Source organism: Pirellulaceae bacterium, from assembly GCA_029243025.1.
Classification (GTDB): domain Bacteria; phylum Planctomycetota; class Planctomycetia; order Pirellulales; family Pirellulaceae.
Map to the genome: position 1 here is coordinate 381,090 of JAQWSU010000006.1, position 14,771 is coordinate 395,860.

The 14,771-nt window shown below is 52.7% G+C and carries 13 protein-coding genes; 9 read left to right on the forward strand and 4 right to left on the reverse strand.

Going from position 1 to position 14,771, the window contains the following annotated elements; genetic code table 11:
* Positions 1-88 precede the first annotated feature (88 nt).
* The 3 genes from P8N76_03485 (at position 89) to P8N76_03495 (ending at position 2,449) form a co-directional block, all read left to right on the forward strand.
* Positions 89-475 carry an acyl carrier protein gene (locus P8N76_03485; GenBank protein MDG2380712.1) on the forward strand — a complete coding sequence of 129 codons (387 nt, stop codon included), beginning with the start codon at positions 89-91 and terminating at the stop codon, positions 473-475.
* 77 nt (positions 476-552) lie between these two features.
* Positions 553-1,092, forward strand: a complete 540-nt coding sequence (locus tag P8N76_03490) for a beta-hydroxyacyl-ACP dehydratase (GenBank protein MDG2380713.1) — start codon at positions 553-555, stop codon at positions 1,090-1,092.
* A gap of 76 nt (positions 1,093-1,168) precedes the next feature.
* Positions 1,169-2,449: a beta-ketoacyl-[acyl-carrier-protein] synthase family protein gene (locus P8N76_03495; GenBank protein ID MDG2380714.1), complete on the forward strand. Its 1,281-nt coding sequence runs from the start codon at positions 1,169-1,171 to the stop codon at positions 2,447-2,449.
* A gap of 187 nt (positions 2,450-2,636) precedes the next feature.
* Here P8N76_03495 and P8N76_03500 read toward each other — a convergent pair whose 3' ends face one another.
* Complete coding sequence (locus P8N76_03500) at positions 2,637-2,990, reverse strand: hypothetical protein (GenBank protein MDG2380715.1); 354 nt, start codon at positions 2,988-2,990, stop codon at positions 2,637-2,639.
* 180 nt (positions 2,991-3,170) lie between these two features.
* Here P8N76_03500 and P8N76_03505 point away from each other — a divergent pair, with 180 nt between their 5' ends.
* From P8N76_03505 to P8N76_03525, 5 genes are all read left to right on the forward strand, one after another.
* On the forward strand, positions 3,171-3,509 hold the full coding sequence (locus tag P8N76_03505) for a hypothetical protein (GenBank protein MDG2380716.1): 339 nt from the start codon (positions 3,171-3,173) through the stop codon (positions 3,507-3,509).
* Positions 3,510-4,159: 650 nt separating this feature from the next.
* Positions 4,160-5,896 carry a DUF1549 domain-containing protein gene (locus P8N76_03510; GenBank protein MDG2380717.1) on the forward strand — a complete coding sequence of 579 codons (1,737 nt, stop codon included), beginning with the start codon at positions 4,160-4,162 and terminating at the stop codon, positions 5,894-5,896.
* 54 nt (positions 5,897-5,950) lie between these two features.
* Complete coding sequence (locus tag P8N76_03515) at positions 5,951-7,195, forward strand: DUF1501 domain-containing protein (GenBank protein MDG2380718.1); 1,245 nt, start codon at positions 5,951-5,953, stop codon at positions 7,193-7,195.
* Between the two features lie 386 nt (positions 7,196-7,581).
* Positions 7,582-8,106 (forward strand): sigma-70 family RNA polymerase sigma factor, encoded by a 525-nt coding sequence (locus tag P8N76_03520; GenBank protein MDG2380719.1) that lies wholly within the window; start codon positions 7,582-7,584, stop codon positions 8,104-8,106.
* Positions 8,103-10,166 (forward strand): DUF1549 domain-containing protein, encoded by a 2,064-nt coding sequence (locus tag P8N76_03525; protein ID MDG2380720.1) that lies wholly within the window; start codon positions 8,103-8,105, stop codon positions 10,164-10,166. The genes P8N76_03520 and P8N76_03525 overlap by 4 nt, the downstream gene beginning before the upstream one ends.
* 51 nt (positions 10,167-10,217) lie before the next feature.
* Here P8N76_03525 and der read toward each other — a convergent pair whose 3' ends face one another.
* On the reverse strand, positions 10,218-11,600 hold the full coding sequence (der, locus tag P8N76_03530) for a ribosome biogenesis GTPase Der (GenBank protein ID MDG2380721.1): 1,383 nt from the start codon (positions 11,598-11,600) through the stop codon (positions 10,218-10,220).
* Between the two features lie 331 nt (positions 11,601-11,931).
* Between der and P8N76_03535 the strand changes: the two genes are divergently transcribed.
* Entirely contained in the window at positions 11,932-12,729 is a 798-nt protein-coding gene (locus P8N76_03535; protein ID MDG2380722.1) for a uracil-DNA glycosylase, read from the forward strand.
* 6 nt (positions 12,730-12,735) lie between these two features.
* On the opposite strand, the gene P8N76_03540 is transcribed toward P8N76_03535, so the two are convergent.
* Together P8N76_03540 and P8N76_03545 are read right to left on the reverse strand one after the other, a co-directional pair.
* Entirely contained in the window at positions 12,736-14,169 is a 1,434-nt protein-coding gene (locus P8N76_03540; protein MDG2380723.1) for a protein kinase, read from the reverse strand.
* 145 nt (positions 14,170-14,314) lie between these two features.
* Positions 14,315-14,602, reverse strand: coding sequence for a transcriptional regulator (locus tag P8N76_03545; protein ID MDG2380724.1), 288 nt, complete (start codon positions 14,600-14,602; stop codon positions 14,315-14,317).
* Positions 14,603-14,771: the final 169 nt, after the last annotated feature.

Consider the following 14,771-nt stretch of genomic DNA (forward strand, 5'->3'; position numbering starts at 1 on the left):
CGGGATGGCAGGTTAGCTTCGCAAGTCAACTTCCTGCGAAGGCAGACCGGATCTGGAAGCAATTTGACTAGTTGGGAGACCGTTCGAAATGCCAACCGAACAAGAGGTGTTTGATAAGATCAGAGCGGCTTTGGTGGATGCTTTGGGTGTCGATGACGACGAGGTCACACCCGAAGCCACTTTGGTCGGCGATTTGGGTGCCGAATCAATCGACTTTCTCGATATCGTGTTTCGCCTCGAAAAGGCGTTCAACATCGAGATTCCTCGGGCTGAATTGTTCCCCGAAGACATTCTGACCAACGCGGAATACGTCCAGGATGGAAAAGTCACCGATAACGGCGTGGCGGAGCTGAAAAAGCGAATGCCATTTGCCGACCTTTCCTCCTTCGAAGCCAACCCGTTGGTTCAAGAGTTTGGAAATCTGTTGACGGTCAACGACATGACTCGTTACGTCAGTAGCAAGGTCAACAAATAAGCCGTCATTCACATCTGGGAATTAACCTCGTCGGGCCTGACCCCCCTTAGGCCCGACGGCAGTCCGTCGAAGTTGCCATGCGATGGTTTTGGATCGACAAATTTAAGTCCTTCGAACGTGGCCGCTCTGCCACGGCAGTGAAAGCCGTTTCCTTAACGGAAGAACATCTGCAAGGCTATTTCCCTGGCTACCCGGTCATGACACCCACCTTCGTGCTCGAAGGCTTTGCTCAAATGGGCGGGATTCTGATCAGTGAAATACAGGAATACAAAGAAAACGTCGTGCTGGCGAAGGTCAGTCGGTCCAAGATTCACCGCTATGCAAAAGCCGGCGAACTGATGGACTACTCCGTCAATCTGCTCAGCTTGCAAGAAGACGGAGGATTGATCGAAGCGACAAGTCACATCAATGGCGAATTGCAAGTCGAAGCCGAGTTGACCTTCGCACAAGTCAGTCGCACCGTCATTGATCGTAAGTTTTTCGAGCCCGTCGGCTTGTTACAGATGCTGCGGATCTACGGACTCTATGACGTGGCCGTGGATGCCGAAGGCAATCCATTGAAAATTCCCGCATATCTACTCGAAGCTGAAAAGGCCGCAACTGGCACCTATTTTTGACCGAGTCAGGCGTCGAGCACGATTCGCATACCTAGCCCCCCAATCGGGAACCCGGAAACCAAGGACCTTTTTTGACATGAGAAAGCGAGTGGTGATCACCGGTATCGGATGCATCAATCCGATGGGCAATGATGTCGAGACGATGTGGCAGGGACTCAAAGAAAGCCAGTCGGGCGTCGATTACACCACCGTGTTCGACGCTAGTCGGTTTCCCACCAAGATCTCAGCTGAAATACGCAACTGGGATTTAACCGATGTTGGGGAAGATGAAAAGAAATGGACCGAGCGAGCACGCCACACACGGTTTGCGGCCGGAGCCGCACGACAAGCCATTGACTCGTCAGGTTGCCTCGACGTCACCCCAGACCCAACACGCTTTGGAGTTTACCTCGGAAGTGGTGAAGGCAATCAAGATTTCCTCTCGTTCGCAAAGATGGTCACAGCCGGACTGACGGAAGAAGGAATTGATACCAGTCTCTTTATCAAGGCTGGACTCGAATCACTCGATCCGATGGCCGAACTCGAACAAGAGCCAAATATGCCTGCGGGCTATATGGCCAGCATGTTCAACGCGCAAGGCCCCAATGCAAATTGTCTCACCGCCTGCGCCGCAAGCAGTCAAGCGATCGGGGAAGCGACCGAAATTATCAGACGGGGTGACGCCGACCTGATGCTATCGGGCGGAACCCATAGCATGATTCATCCCTTTGGCGTCACCGGCTTTAACCTGCTCACCGCGCTCTCAACCAGCAACGAAGAACCTCAAAAAGCGTCCAGACCATTCGATCGACTACGAAATGGGTTTGTCCTAGGTGAAGGGGCCGCCATGGTCGTGCTGGAGGAATTCGAGCATGCCAAAAAACGAGGTGCCCAAATCTTCGGCGAAGTTCGTGGCTATGGGACAACCGCCGATGCTTATCGTATTACCGATATTCATCCCGAAGGACGCGGAGCCATTGCCTGCATGAAAATGGCGCTGAAAGATGCCGGTGTTTCACCCCAAGATGTTGACTATGTCAACGCTCACGGAACCAGTACCACCGTGAATGACAAAGTCGAATCGTTAGCCTGCCGTCAAGTGTTTGGCGAGTTTGCCGATCAAGTACCCATCTCAAGTACAAAGAGCATGATGGGGCATCTGATCGCCGCTGCAGGCGTCACTGAACTGATTGTCTGTCTGCTGGCCATGCGAGATAGCGTGCTGCCACCGACGATCAACTACGAGAATCCTGATCCACTCTGCGATCTCGATTACATCCCCAACACGGCTCGTGAAGCCAGCTGCAACATCGCGCTGAATAACAGCTTTGGCTTCGGTGGCCAAAACATCACGCTGGTCGTGGGACGGCCACTCTGAGCCTAACCGAGCAATCGGACTTTCTCCAGTTCGTTATCCTCTCGGCCGGGAATCATACAGCCGACCGAACCGCGGGGATGGACTCGGATACTCGTCCTTTCAACTCTTTCGCACATCCGATTTTCGCACATCCCAAACCGCCCCCAACGGCGGGCGACTCATCCAGATCCATCGGTCTTCCAGACCACTACCGACCAATGCTGGGAGGGTTCGGATTCAGGAAATCACGGGGCCCCCGAGTCGTGTAGTAAGGGTACGTAATGCCGGGTTGAGCTGGTCCCGTTGCTGGACCGGGCATGTTGCCGACGTGAGACTGCGGTCCTCGAAAATGCTTGTTGTGTTTTCCGGCCAGCGGACCACCCTGCCCACCATTAGGCAAGTAGTTCCTGCTCGCCCCGTAAGGTTCCACCACTGCACAAGCACCACCTCCAGCACAATCGCCACCGCAATCAGAACAACCTGATTTCTGTGGACCTAGGTGGCAACCTAGGGATAATGAAGCAGCAAGCAGTACAGCGGATGCGAGAATTCCTCGATTCATGATTGAGCTCGTTTTACGTTCATGAAGTTGATTTCGGTGCTCGCGCATTCGCGAACCTCCCCCCTGATCTAAAGTTTCCATCGACGACAAACTCGGAATAATTGAGGAATTCCGCAGGACCCCGCAAAGCAACCTAACCACTCCACCCTTCATTCGTCCCATCTACGAGCGTTCACGGCTATGGCAGCTAGCAAAAACAAATGGCAGCTTCGAAGTCCACTCTCTGAACCGAGTCGCAAGCCGGATCGTGAACCAACCGGTGAAAGTCCTTTTCAACCCAATCCGCGCAAGCCTCTCTGGCAACCACGCTTCGGACTCGGTTCGATGATGCTCATACTGCTCGTTGCCGCGATGACGGCAGCGATCGGCCGCCAACTAATCCAAGCGGTCGTTTCGGGAACCTCTTCACGCGTCATCTTTGTGATGTTCGTACTCGTGCTCCCCGTCATACTTCTGATTGTCATGAATCTGCTTCGGCTCGGCAGCAACTGGTTTCGGCGCCAGCCAAGACGAAAATAGTGGTTTTTTTTAAAGAACCAAGGTCGTTTGGCACACCTATTGCATTTAATGCTGTCGTTCAGAACGAAGACATGGGGCCGGTACTGAGAAGAGGCAAATTGTCGGGGTCGGTCCTGAAGAGGTCTCTGAACACACGCGGGAAGCTCGATTTCTGCTGTTTCGGAACAGAGAATGAGGTTGGAACAGCGGAGATGAGGCAAATCGAGCGATTAGCAATAGCTAATTCCGCGACAAATAGGCGAGTCAGGTGTCGGAAACCTGGCTCGCCTGTTTTATTTTGATCGCATCAAAATAATACACTTCTCTTCATTTCGATCAATTTTGCAACACTCAAAATGTCGGGTCGATTGTCGCTGGCGAGCAAAAACGGGCTCCAGAAAAAAAAAAATGGGAGTCCTAAGCGCGGTTTACAAACACGTCGAAATTGGGGCAGCCAACCTTCCTTGACGGTCGATCAACGCGCCTGAGAGACTGGCGGCAGTCGATCAACATCCGAAGTGTTTCGTGATTGAAACCCCTGTTTTTCTGTTTCGAAACGGCCTTGTGCTAAAAAGTCGGGAGCAGAAACTTGGCCTTTGAGTACATAATGGTCAAAGGGACGTTCTTTCACTGGAGATCACCACCTTTCCTTCACGAGCAAAATCGAGTCGATGGCTACGAGACAGAGACGAACAGTTTGTCGGGCGATCGGGATTTGGCAAATCCTTTTGCTGATTTCGCTGACGGTAAATTCTTCCGACTTGATCGGTAACGAGACATCACCAAAAGCTCTTCAAGGTCCATCGCGCGTCGCTCGAGATTTTGGGATTCCGCAAGTTGGTGTGATTAACACCCAAATCGGGCAGAGCTGGATCGATAACGAAGTAACACCTTCGGCAGCAGCAACGGACGGCGAATTTTGCCGCCGATTATTCCTCGATCTAATCGGGCGGATCCCTTCCACCACCGAGTTAGAAAGCTACTTGGCAGACCGTAGGCCGGGAAAGCAACGTCGATTGGTTGAACGACTTCTTTACGACGATGCATATCGGGTTGAATACACACGCCATTGGTCAACGGTGTGGAACAATACGCTCATCGGTCGAAGCGGTGGTGACGAGCGCAACAGTCCGATCGATCGCGACGGCATGTTGAAGTACTTGCGAGATAGTTTCGCACACAACAAGCCTTACAACACTCTGGTGAAAGAATTGGTATCGGCCACGGGTACCAATAAGCCCGGCACAGACAGCTTTAACGGAGCCGTCAACTTCCTAGCTGGGAAACTTGAGGAGGGCGCGGCTCAGGCGACCGCTCAAACATCAAAAATATTCTTGGGTTTGCAGGTGCAATGCACGCAATGCCACAACCATCCGTTCAATGAGTGGAAACAACAACAGTACTGGCAAATGAATGCCTTTTTTCGACAGACCAGAACGCTACGCCGCTATGAAGCAGGAACGCGTGACGTCCGATTTGTGGAACTCACAGACGAAGATTTTGCCGGTGAAGATCGACCCATCGAACCGGACATCGCCCGCGTCTATTACGAATTGCGAAACGGAAGACTGGAGGCGGCTCTTCCGACTTTTGTCGATGGGACATCGATCGACCCGAGCGGCTATCTTGAGGATGTGAATCGGCGCGAGCAACTCTCGCAATTGATTCTTCGATCTGATTACATGCCTCGAATTATGGTGAATCGAACCTGGGCGCAATTTTTGGGCTATGGCTTTACAAAACCGGTTGACGATATGGGCCCACACAACCCAGCCGTAAATCCGGAACTGCTCAACTATCTCGCGGATGAATTCAGCAAAAATAGCTACGACATCAAACAACTGATGACTTGGATCGTGTTGAGTCAGCCATATGGTCTCAGCAGCAAAACGACGAAGAACAATCGAGAGGACGATCCTCAGTTGGGCAACCCACCGCAATTCAGTCACTTTTACGTGCGGCAAATGACAGCTGAACAGCTCTACGAATCATTATTGCTAGCGAGTGGTGCAGCGGAGGCTCAGGGCAGTTACCAAAAGCAGCAAAAAGCCAAGGATGACTGGCTCCGTCAATTCACGATTGCTTTTGGCACCGACGAAGGGGATGAGACAACCACCTTTGACGGCACAATCACCCAAACCTTGATGATGTTCAACGGCGACCTGATCAAACAGGCAACGAAAGCTGAAAAAGGCAGTTTCTTGCATGACGTTGTCACCGATTCACGCAGTCGCTACACGAATCAAATTCAGCAGCTGTTTTTAGCAGCCCTGTCTCGACGAGCTAACAAAACAGAATCCAGAATGGCCCAACAGTTGTTGGCGGCTTACCCAGGTGACGGGAACGCCGCACTCAAGGATCTGTGGTGGGCCTTGTTAAATAGCAACGAGTTTATTTTGAATCATTGATTGCCAGCAAGGAGTAACATCGTGCGACATTCAAATCCTTGGATACCCTCGGGGATGTCCCGACGACATTTTCTGAAACATCTCGCCGGGGCATCGGCCATGACCATTCCCGCGATGTCACTCACGCGCAGTCTGGAGTTGCATGCCGACGAACTGAAGAAAAACCACAAGGCCGCCATCCTGCTGTGGATGGGAGGTGGACCTTCCACGATGGACATGTGGGATCTGAAACCAAACGCTCCGACGGGAGGTCCCTTCAAACCCATTAGCACCTCAGGGGACGTGCAAATCTGCGAGCACCTACCTTTGCTTGCAAAGAACATGCACCATTTGGCGATTGTCCGATCGATGAGCACCCAAGAGGCGGATCATGGTCGTGGACGCTATTACATGCACACCGGTTACGTGCCAAATCCCAACATCGAACATCCCAGTTACGGTTCCGTGATTTCCCATGAACTGATGCCTCAACGGAACGATCTGGAAATCCCGCCGTTCGTTTCGGTCGGCGGTAGCAGCGTAGGGCCCGGTTTCTTGGGAATGGCTTGGGCACCGTTCGTCGTCAACTCGAACGGCAATATCAAGAACCTAAAAATGGGAAAGGACGCGGATCGATTAGAGCGTCGCATGGCAGCATTGAAGCTAATCGAGACCGGATACATTGGTCAAAATCGCGGATCCGCTGGAATCGACCACGCCAAGGTGCTCGACAAGACGCTCAGCCTGATGACGAGTGAACAGATGAAGGCGTTCAAAGTTCGCGAGGAATCGGAAGCCACTCAAGAACGATATGGGACCGATAACTTCGGCCGCGGATGCTTGATGGCGCGACGACTCGTTGAAGCAGGCGTACCATTCGTCGAAGTCGATTTGGGAGGTTGGGACAATCACAGCAACATCTTCCCAACACTGCAAAACGACAAATTACCCAAAGTCGACCAAGCCATGAGCGCCCTCATCGAAGATCTGGAACAACGCGGTCGGCTGCAGGATACGGCCATCATTTGGATGGGCGAATTCAGCCGCACACCGCGGATCAATGGCAATACGGGCCGCGACCATTGGGCTCGAGCCTGGAGCGTCGTACTCGGTGGCGCGGGGATGAATGGCGGAATCGCGGTTGGCGCCACTAATGCCGACGGTACCCGAGTGGAAACTGAGCCCTACACGTCGCAAGACATCATGGCAACGGTCTGCAAATCACTCGGTATTTCGATGGAAAAAACGTTTGCTAGCCGCAGCGGTCGGCCGATGAAAATCGCCAATGGAGGCAAAATTGTGACCGAATTGTTCTCCTGAAGCTTGGGAAGCTACTCGCGCATAAAACACAGAGCGTGAACCCCATCCCTCGAACTACCCGCGGCAATCGGCTCGCCAAAGCCCAATTTCGACCGAGCAAATGCTCGGTCGCCTTCGTCTATGCCGCAGCTTGAGCAAACCCATCGACGGCGAAATTCCCCGGATTGTGCCACATTCAAGCGAATCGCAAGGTGATCTAACCCTTCAGATCGACTAAAATAGAGTCCATGTAACTGGCTTCTTATTCGGTACCATTGATCAAAACGCGAGACGTTGTCGCACCCCGGTAGGCGTTGCTCGGAAAACGAAAGCGCTAGCCAGGTGAAACACGGCAAAATCCTTGCTTCGTATTTTGAGTACTTTCGTCATCCAGAAACGCTTATCCTATGTCAACGGCCCGCGATGTATCGTCGTCTGAATCGATCGACGCGGCTCAGTTGATCGAGGATCATCAGGCTGGCATTTGGCGCTACCTTCGTGCGTTGGGCTGCGACTGCAACGAAGCGGATGATCTGACCCAAGAAACCTTCCTAGCAGTATTGCAGCGTCCGTTCAATCAATACAACGCTGCGGCAACCGCCGGTTACTTACGAAAAGTGGCCTACAACCGATTCATCAGTGCGAGACGACGATCTGGAAAGGTCGTCCTCATGGAACAGATTGAGGAAGTCGACCAAGCCTGGAGTCGCTTGGCCACCGAAGATCAAGGAGAAGCCCTCGTCGGAGCGCTGAAGGATTGCTTGAGTCAGCTCTCGGATCGAGCGAGGTGGTCTTTGGAAATGCGATTTCGAGAGCGGAAATCTCGAGTTGAAATTGCAGAGGCATTACAGATTACGGAACATGGCGCTAAGAACTTAATGCAACGTGCAAAGAAGCAACTACGTGACTGCATCGAAGGAAAAGTGACATGACGGCGAACGGCGCCGAAGACGAATCAAAAGATCCACTGCTCGAGTCTTGCTTGGAGGAAGTCCTCGGCGGCCGAACGCCCCCGGACCTCAAGCAACAGATACTCGCGCGGCATGCGGATCAAGCGAGGATCACACCGTCGGCGAATCCGGCTGCACCCCCGGTCCAATCGAAGGTGCGCAGCGTCAACGCGAACAACCGAAATCGTGTTCGAGCACTCAGTCGGTCTCAACGATTGGCGGTCATTCTGATGGTAACGACGGCCATTGGCTTGGTTGCGATCGTCGGATTCCTTAATTTCCCGACCTCTTCAACGACCGCACCACCCAACGTTGCGACTCGAAAGACCGATCCGGCTTTGACGCCACCCGAGCCAACCGATTTCATTTCTCCAATCGAACCGGCGCTTGTTGACGTATCGCCCAAGGTGTCGCCCGCACCGACAACTCCAATCGAACCCGCAGTCATCGCTTCCGCTGTCACACCACCGCAAGAAGTAGATTCCGAAACCAAAGCAGATCCCGTACGACTGGTGAGTGATGACATCGTCACTTTGATTAATGCACAAATCCAACAGGGTCAGCAAATTGCCAAGATCGAACCCGCAGCATTAATCACCGATGAGACATGGTGTCGCCGCGTCTATCAGCGTGTCTTGGGACGAACGGCCAGTGATGAAGAACTACGACGCTTCAACCGGATGACTGGCGACCGTCGACAAGCCTTGTTGCATGAATTGTTTAATGAAGAATGGTATCGCAAGGAATACGCCTCGCACTGGGCAAACATCTGGACCAATCAGTTGCTGAGCAATCCTGGCGACACCAAGAATGCCAATTCGCTCCGCGCGGGATTGCGTCGACACTTGCAAGCCACTTTCCAACAGGGACAACCCTACGATCAGTGGGCAGCGGATCTGATTAAGGCCGAAGGCAGCAATTCCGTTCAAGCGGACGACTTCAACGGCGCCACGAACTACCTGTTGGCATTTCGTGACGATCAAAAGCGTTCTCAAATTGCGGCCGAAGTCTGCCGAGTGCTTCTCGGCCAGCGGGTGGGATGTGCACAATGCCACAACAATGAACGAGACCAACAGAAGCAAGAAGATTTCTGGGAACTCGTTGCCTTTTTCCGACAACTCAATTTTGAAGTGTTGCGACCGGGAATTGCTCGGCTGGTCGATCGCGATTTCGCCGGTGATCCGGGTGCCGAAGCCGGCGCGGTTCGTTTTCAGCGGCAAACGGATGGAAAATGGCAAGACGTGTTCCCTCGCTTCTGGGATGAAAAGGTCCTCGCTTCCGACGGAAAGCTCGCCGACGGGAATCGACGAGAAGAATTTGCCAACGCGATGGTTTCTTCGCCAATGTTTTCGGCCGCTGCGGTGAACCATGTTTGGTCACAACTTTTGGCCTTTGGTTTTAGCTCACCGGTAGATGACATGGGACATCACAATCCGGTTGCTCACCCTGAACTGCTTACTTCGCTCGCCCAACAATTCGAGCTCCACGAGTTCGATACCTCGGAACTGATTCGTTGGATCGTCATGAGTGAACCATTCAATCGCTCACAAGTGATCACGGCAGCCAACGGCAAGGACGCGCCGCTGCTCGGTTCCACCGCCTACTTCAGCCGTTTTTATCATCGGCCCATCTTGTTCTCAGATACAATGAATGGACTCGCTGGGCTGCAAAATGGCAAAGCCCAACTGGCAATGGACCAAGTCCCCGGTATCGATGTGATGCTCAACGCGCAAATCCAGTCGCTGTTGGATAAAGAGAAACCGAGTAATCCCAAGCCCAAGAAACCGGACGCCGAGTCATTTGGCAAACAGCTCTCAACTAATCATCAACGCCTGGCAGTGAGCCTTGCCAAGAGTTCGATGTCGAGCAATCAAAAGGTAGATCATATCTTCTTGGCCGTTCTTGGTCGTAAACCCAAGGCGATCGAGCTTGAGCAATCCGTTGCAATTTACGAAGCGGCCAAACCGTCGGAACGTGCGAGTGCCGTCGAACAACTGATCTGGGCATTGACTCGCACCAAAGAATTCGTGAGCCTCCACTAGTCCTCGCCAAACGGCGATTCAGCAGCAATATCGCTTTGCTAAGCTGGCCCCTCAATCACTCGACTGCTGCTTCGCTTCTTCTCGCGACATCTTGCCAATCTCATTCTTCTTATCGCTGCTCGACCGTTTCTTCAAGTAGAGCTTGATTGGCACCTCGCCGAATGACAGTTGATCCCGCAAGACTCCCAAGAGATATCGTCGATAGGAGGCGGGAAACGCGGACGGATTGTTGCACATCAGGACGATCGTTGGAGGATGGCTACCAACTTGAGTCGCGTAATAAATTTTCGGACGTCGGTGCTGAAACAACGGCGGAGGATGATGGTCCAATGCATCTCGAATCAAACGATTCAATTTTCCCGTCGAAATACGCGACAGGGACTGCTTGTACAGCATCTGCGAGTGATTCAAAAGCGCTTTCACGTTCTTACCAGTTTCAGCCGTAACAAAAGCGATCGGAACGTGCCACATCGTTTGAAACGTATCGCGGAGATATGTAACCCATCTCTCAGTCGGCATTTGCGTGTGGTAGAGATCCCATTTGTTGACCACAAACACACAGGGCTTGTACTGCTCAGCGATGTAACCGGCTAACTGCTTGTCAACTTTTCCAATGCGCTGGCTCGCGTCAAAGAACAACAACACAACATCAGCCCGCCGAATGCTGCGTTTTGCGCGATGCGTCCCATAAAAATCAATGTTCGATTTAACGCTTTTGCTTTTCCGCAAACCGGGTGTATCAATCGCAATGAATTCTTTCCCATCTAATTCAAAGCGAACGTCAACACTATCGCGAGTCGTGCCAGCTACTTCGCTTACGATCATCCGGTCAGCTTTGGCCAAAGTGTTCACAAAGGTGCTTTTGCCAACGTTCCGCCGTCCAACGATCGCCGCCTTCATGATCGGCTCGACCACGTCCTCTTTTTCTTCCAACGCGGCTGGCAAGCGTTCAATGATCATGTCAATCAACTGTTGTCGGTTGCGATTGGCACGTGTACTGCCACTCAGCAATTTCCCCCGCCCGAGTCGATAAAACTCGTCAGCTTGCGGCTCATACCGCTCAGAATCGGCCTTATTGGCGAAACAAATAATCGGTTTATCGACGTAACGCAGTCGTCGTGCTACTTCCTGATCGAGTGGTAACAGGCCCGAATGCACATCGACCACAAACAGCACCACATCGGCCGCTTCGATACCCGCCGTGATCTGACCTTCCACCTGCTGCGTTAAATTATCGGAATCCTCGATCCCCATTCCACCCGTGTCGACAATCTCGAAGAATCGCCCCTGCTCCTCCATCAGAAAGGTCATGCGGTCCCGAGTCACACCCGCCATATCATCGACAATCGCTAAGCGGCGACGAGCCAACCAATTCAGCACGCTTGACTTGCCAACATTCGGTCGGCCCACGATAACGACTTGAGGAACCTTCATGACAAGATTTGTCACCAGCGAAGAGGAATTACGAAAATCAGAACGAGCTGGCAGATCCGAGCCGGCTAGACGTACCAAGCGGCCCGTTGCAAAGACCAATACGCGTACACGATCCATTGATCATAGAGCATCCGGCAAGGCAGGAAAAGACGCTCCCGACGCTTATCTGAGCGGATCGACCGCATTCGGACAGGCCCATCAGCACATACGAAGCTCATTCTGGCCAATTGCGTTCCTCGCGAAGTCGTCGTATCGTACAGACCTATAGCAGATCTGCAGGCGAGAGAATTCAACGAGACCGCTTTGGGATTTCAGCGACGGATGCACCCCCATGGACGAATCAGATCAACTGCGTTTACGTCGCATCGCCCGGCAACGGCTCGAAAGCTTGCAGCGCTCCGGGATTCAACACATTCTTCGCCATCCACTTTCTGAAACTGAACAAGCAGCCACAGCGACCAAGCCCCCCCAGGACACCGATCACCAACCCCAGTCGGTCCCCTCCATCGATTCCGGTTCAACGACCGAACCGCGAGAGTCCCCCGTGCTGACACTTTCAGAGCGCCAATCTCGACTACAAAAGATGGGTAAGAAGGTCTCCTCGTGCGAGCTCTGTCCCGAGTTAGTGGCGCACCGAACCCAAACGGTATTTGGTGTGGGTAACCCCAAAGCGCGTCTCTGTTTTTTTGGCGAGGCTCCCGGCGCCGATGAGGACCAACAAGGCGAACCTTTCGTTGGGCGTGCCGGTCAATTGCTGGACAAGATCATCGAAGCCTGCACGCTGCATCGCGATGACGTTTACATTTTGAATGTACTCAAATGTCGCCCACCAGGTAATCGAAATCCAAGCCCCGAGGAGACACAAAATTGCCGGCCGTTCTTCGAAAAGCAGCTGGAGATCATTCGACCAGAGTTCATCTGTTGTCTTGGATCGGTTGCCGCCACAACGCTGTTAGAGACAAAGCTTTCGATCGGAAAACTGCGTGGCGAGTTGCATGAGTGGCGTTGGGCCAAAGTATTGGCAACTTACCACCCGGCCTATCTGCTGCGAAATCCCAACGCCAAACGGGACGTCTGGAATGACATGCAGATCTTGCTCAAAGAGATGGGTATCAAGGTCAAGAAATAGACCTCACTAGCTCAATAGTTTCTTCAGCACGCCGCGAAATTGCTTCATCTTCAGCGGCATTTTTGCAACCACTCGATGATCATCGAGCAGGGCTTTTTGAGCGAGTGCTTTTTGATTTTCTGCCAGCAACAGAATGGCCGGTATCTCTTTCGTCTGGTTCATCTGGCTAAAACGATTAAAGATCTCGACCCCCGCCTTGCCCAGACTATGGCAGCCAAACACGATGCAATCTGCCACGTGTTCCTGGGTGTCACATCGTTCCAAAGCCCGATTCGGATCACTGATAACCAATACGCGATAACCCACCTTCTTCAGTCCCTGACGGAACACGTTTTGCATGTCACTGTTGGAATCGATGATCATCACGGTCTTGTCCCTGCCCTCATCGGTCACCGAAGTTCCCTGAGCATCATCCGTCGATTTGAGGCGTCGAGTCGTCATCCGCAGATCTGCCAACAATTCAGCCGGCGTCTGGTAACGACGAGTAACGTTCAGCTCCATCGCCTTCTTGACGACCATCGCCACGCGATGTGGCAACTCAGGCTCCAACTCCTCAATCGGCTTGATGGCTTCAAATCGACTCTTGCTCAATCGCTGACTACGATCCTTTGTTTCCACCAGCGGAGCTTGACCGGTCAGCATGTGATAGAACATGCAGCCCGTGAAGTAGATATCACTACGCAGATCATCTTTCCGCACCCCGGTCGAGCGCTCGAGACCCGCATAATCGATTGTGCGAGGGTTCACAGCGTCCGATGATTCATCATCCAAGCCACTAATGGCCGCCAAACCAAAGTCAACCAATTGGGCTCGGCCTGTACTCGACATCAGCACATTGGATAACTTCAAATCACGGTGACGAATCCCAAACTCCGCAGCGTAAGTCAGTCCCGCCGCAATGTCGGTTGTGAATTTCAAGCCCTCTTCCACACTCAGCTTTTTTCGGACTCGAACAAACTCTCGCAGATTGCGGCCCTCAATAAAGTCCATCACCATGAAATGGCTTTTCTTGCTGGAATGAACTTCATAGATCGGAACAATATTCGGATGGCGAAGCTTCGCTCCCATCTCGCCTTCCCGAATAAACTGCTCGCAGGTGACCGGGTCATCGCTGAAACGTTTTCGCAACACCTTGACGGCGACAACTTTCCCCGTATCCTTTTGCACCGCCCGATAAACGCGAGCGAAGGAGCCCGTCCCGACCAGATAGAGGACTTTATAATCACCGTGAAAGAAGCCGGCTTTCTCGCCTCGGGTCAGCCGATCAACTTGGTAGTTTGTGAGAAGCCCCCGGCGCACCAACACCCGTTGCATATCGGTCGCCGATACGTTTCGCGAACCTAGTTCCGCCCACACCGACTCAACCTGGCGCTGATCCAGCAGGTTTAAGTCATACGCGCGGCGAGCGAACTCTTCAGCCGATTTCTCGACCATCGACATGGGGCAACTTTCGTGGCGGAGCAAACGCCATTGGGAGGGAATCGTCTAACCTCTTCTGGAACCCTATCTTATGCGATTTCTAAGAGCGTGGCAACGAAGCTGTTCAACGGTTACCGAGCTCAATCCCGCTGATGCGTTCAGAAACTTAGATCTCGTTACCCCCATCAAGCGATTCGCGATAATGATTCCGCTCCTGACGAGTCGCCTCCAGGTCGAACAGCAAATACTTCATATCTAATCGCAGCTGGCTGATTGCCTCTTGAACGAGTGCCAGAATCCGCTGGCGGCGACGCGTGCTATCGACCACCCGCTGGTAAGCCGGCTCAATCACTTTTCGATGTTCAGGCGGAAGTGCTGCGATGACTGTCGCTAAATCCGAAACATCTTTGGGAAGCGGCTGGTTCTTGGTACGAGCAAGGCGGGAATGATTCATAGATGCCGATCTCCGAGTCACGATTGGTTTTGTCGGAGCGGATACAAAGCACGGACTGTGCCAACGCGAATTGGCCTTCGCAAAAATAGACGCAAGTTGTTTTCATGAAATGACTTAAGTTTTTTCAAACTCCCCCACCATTCGCTCCCAGCCGTCGCGAAAATACCTC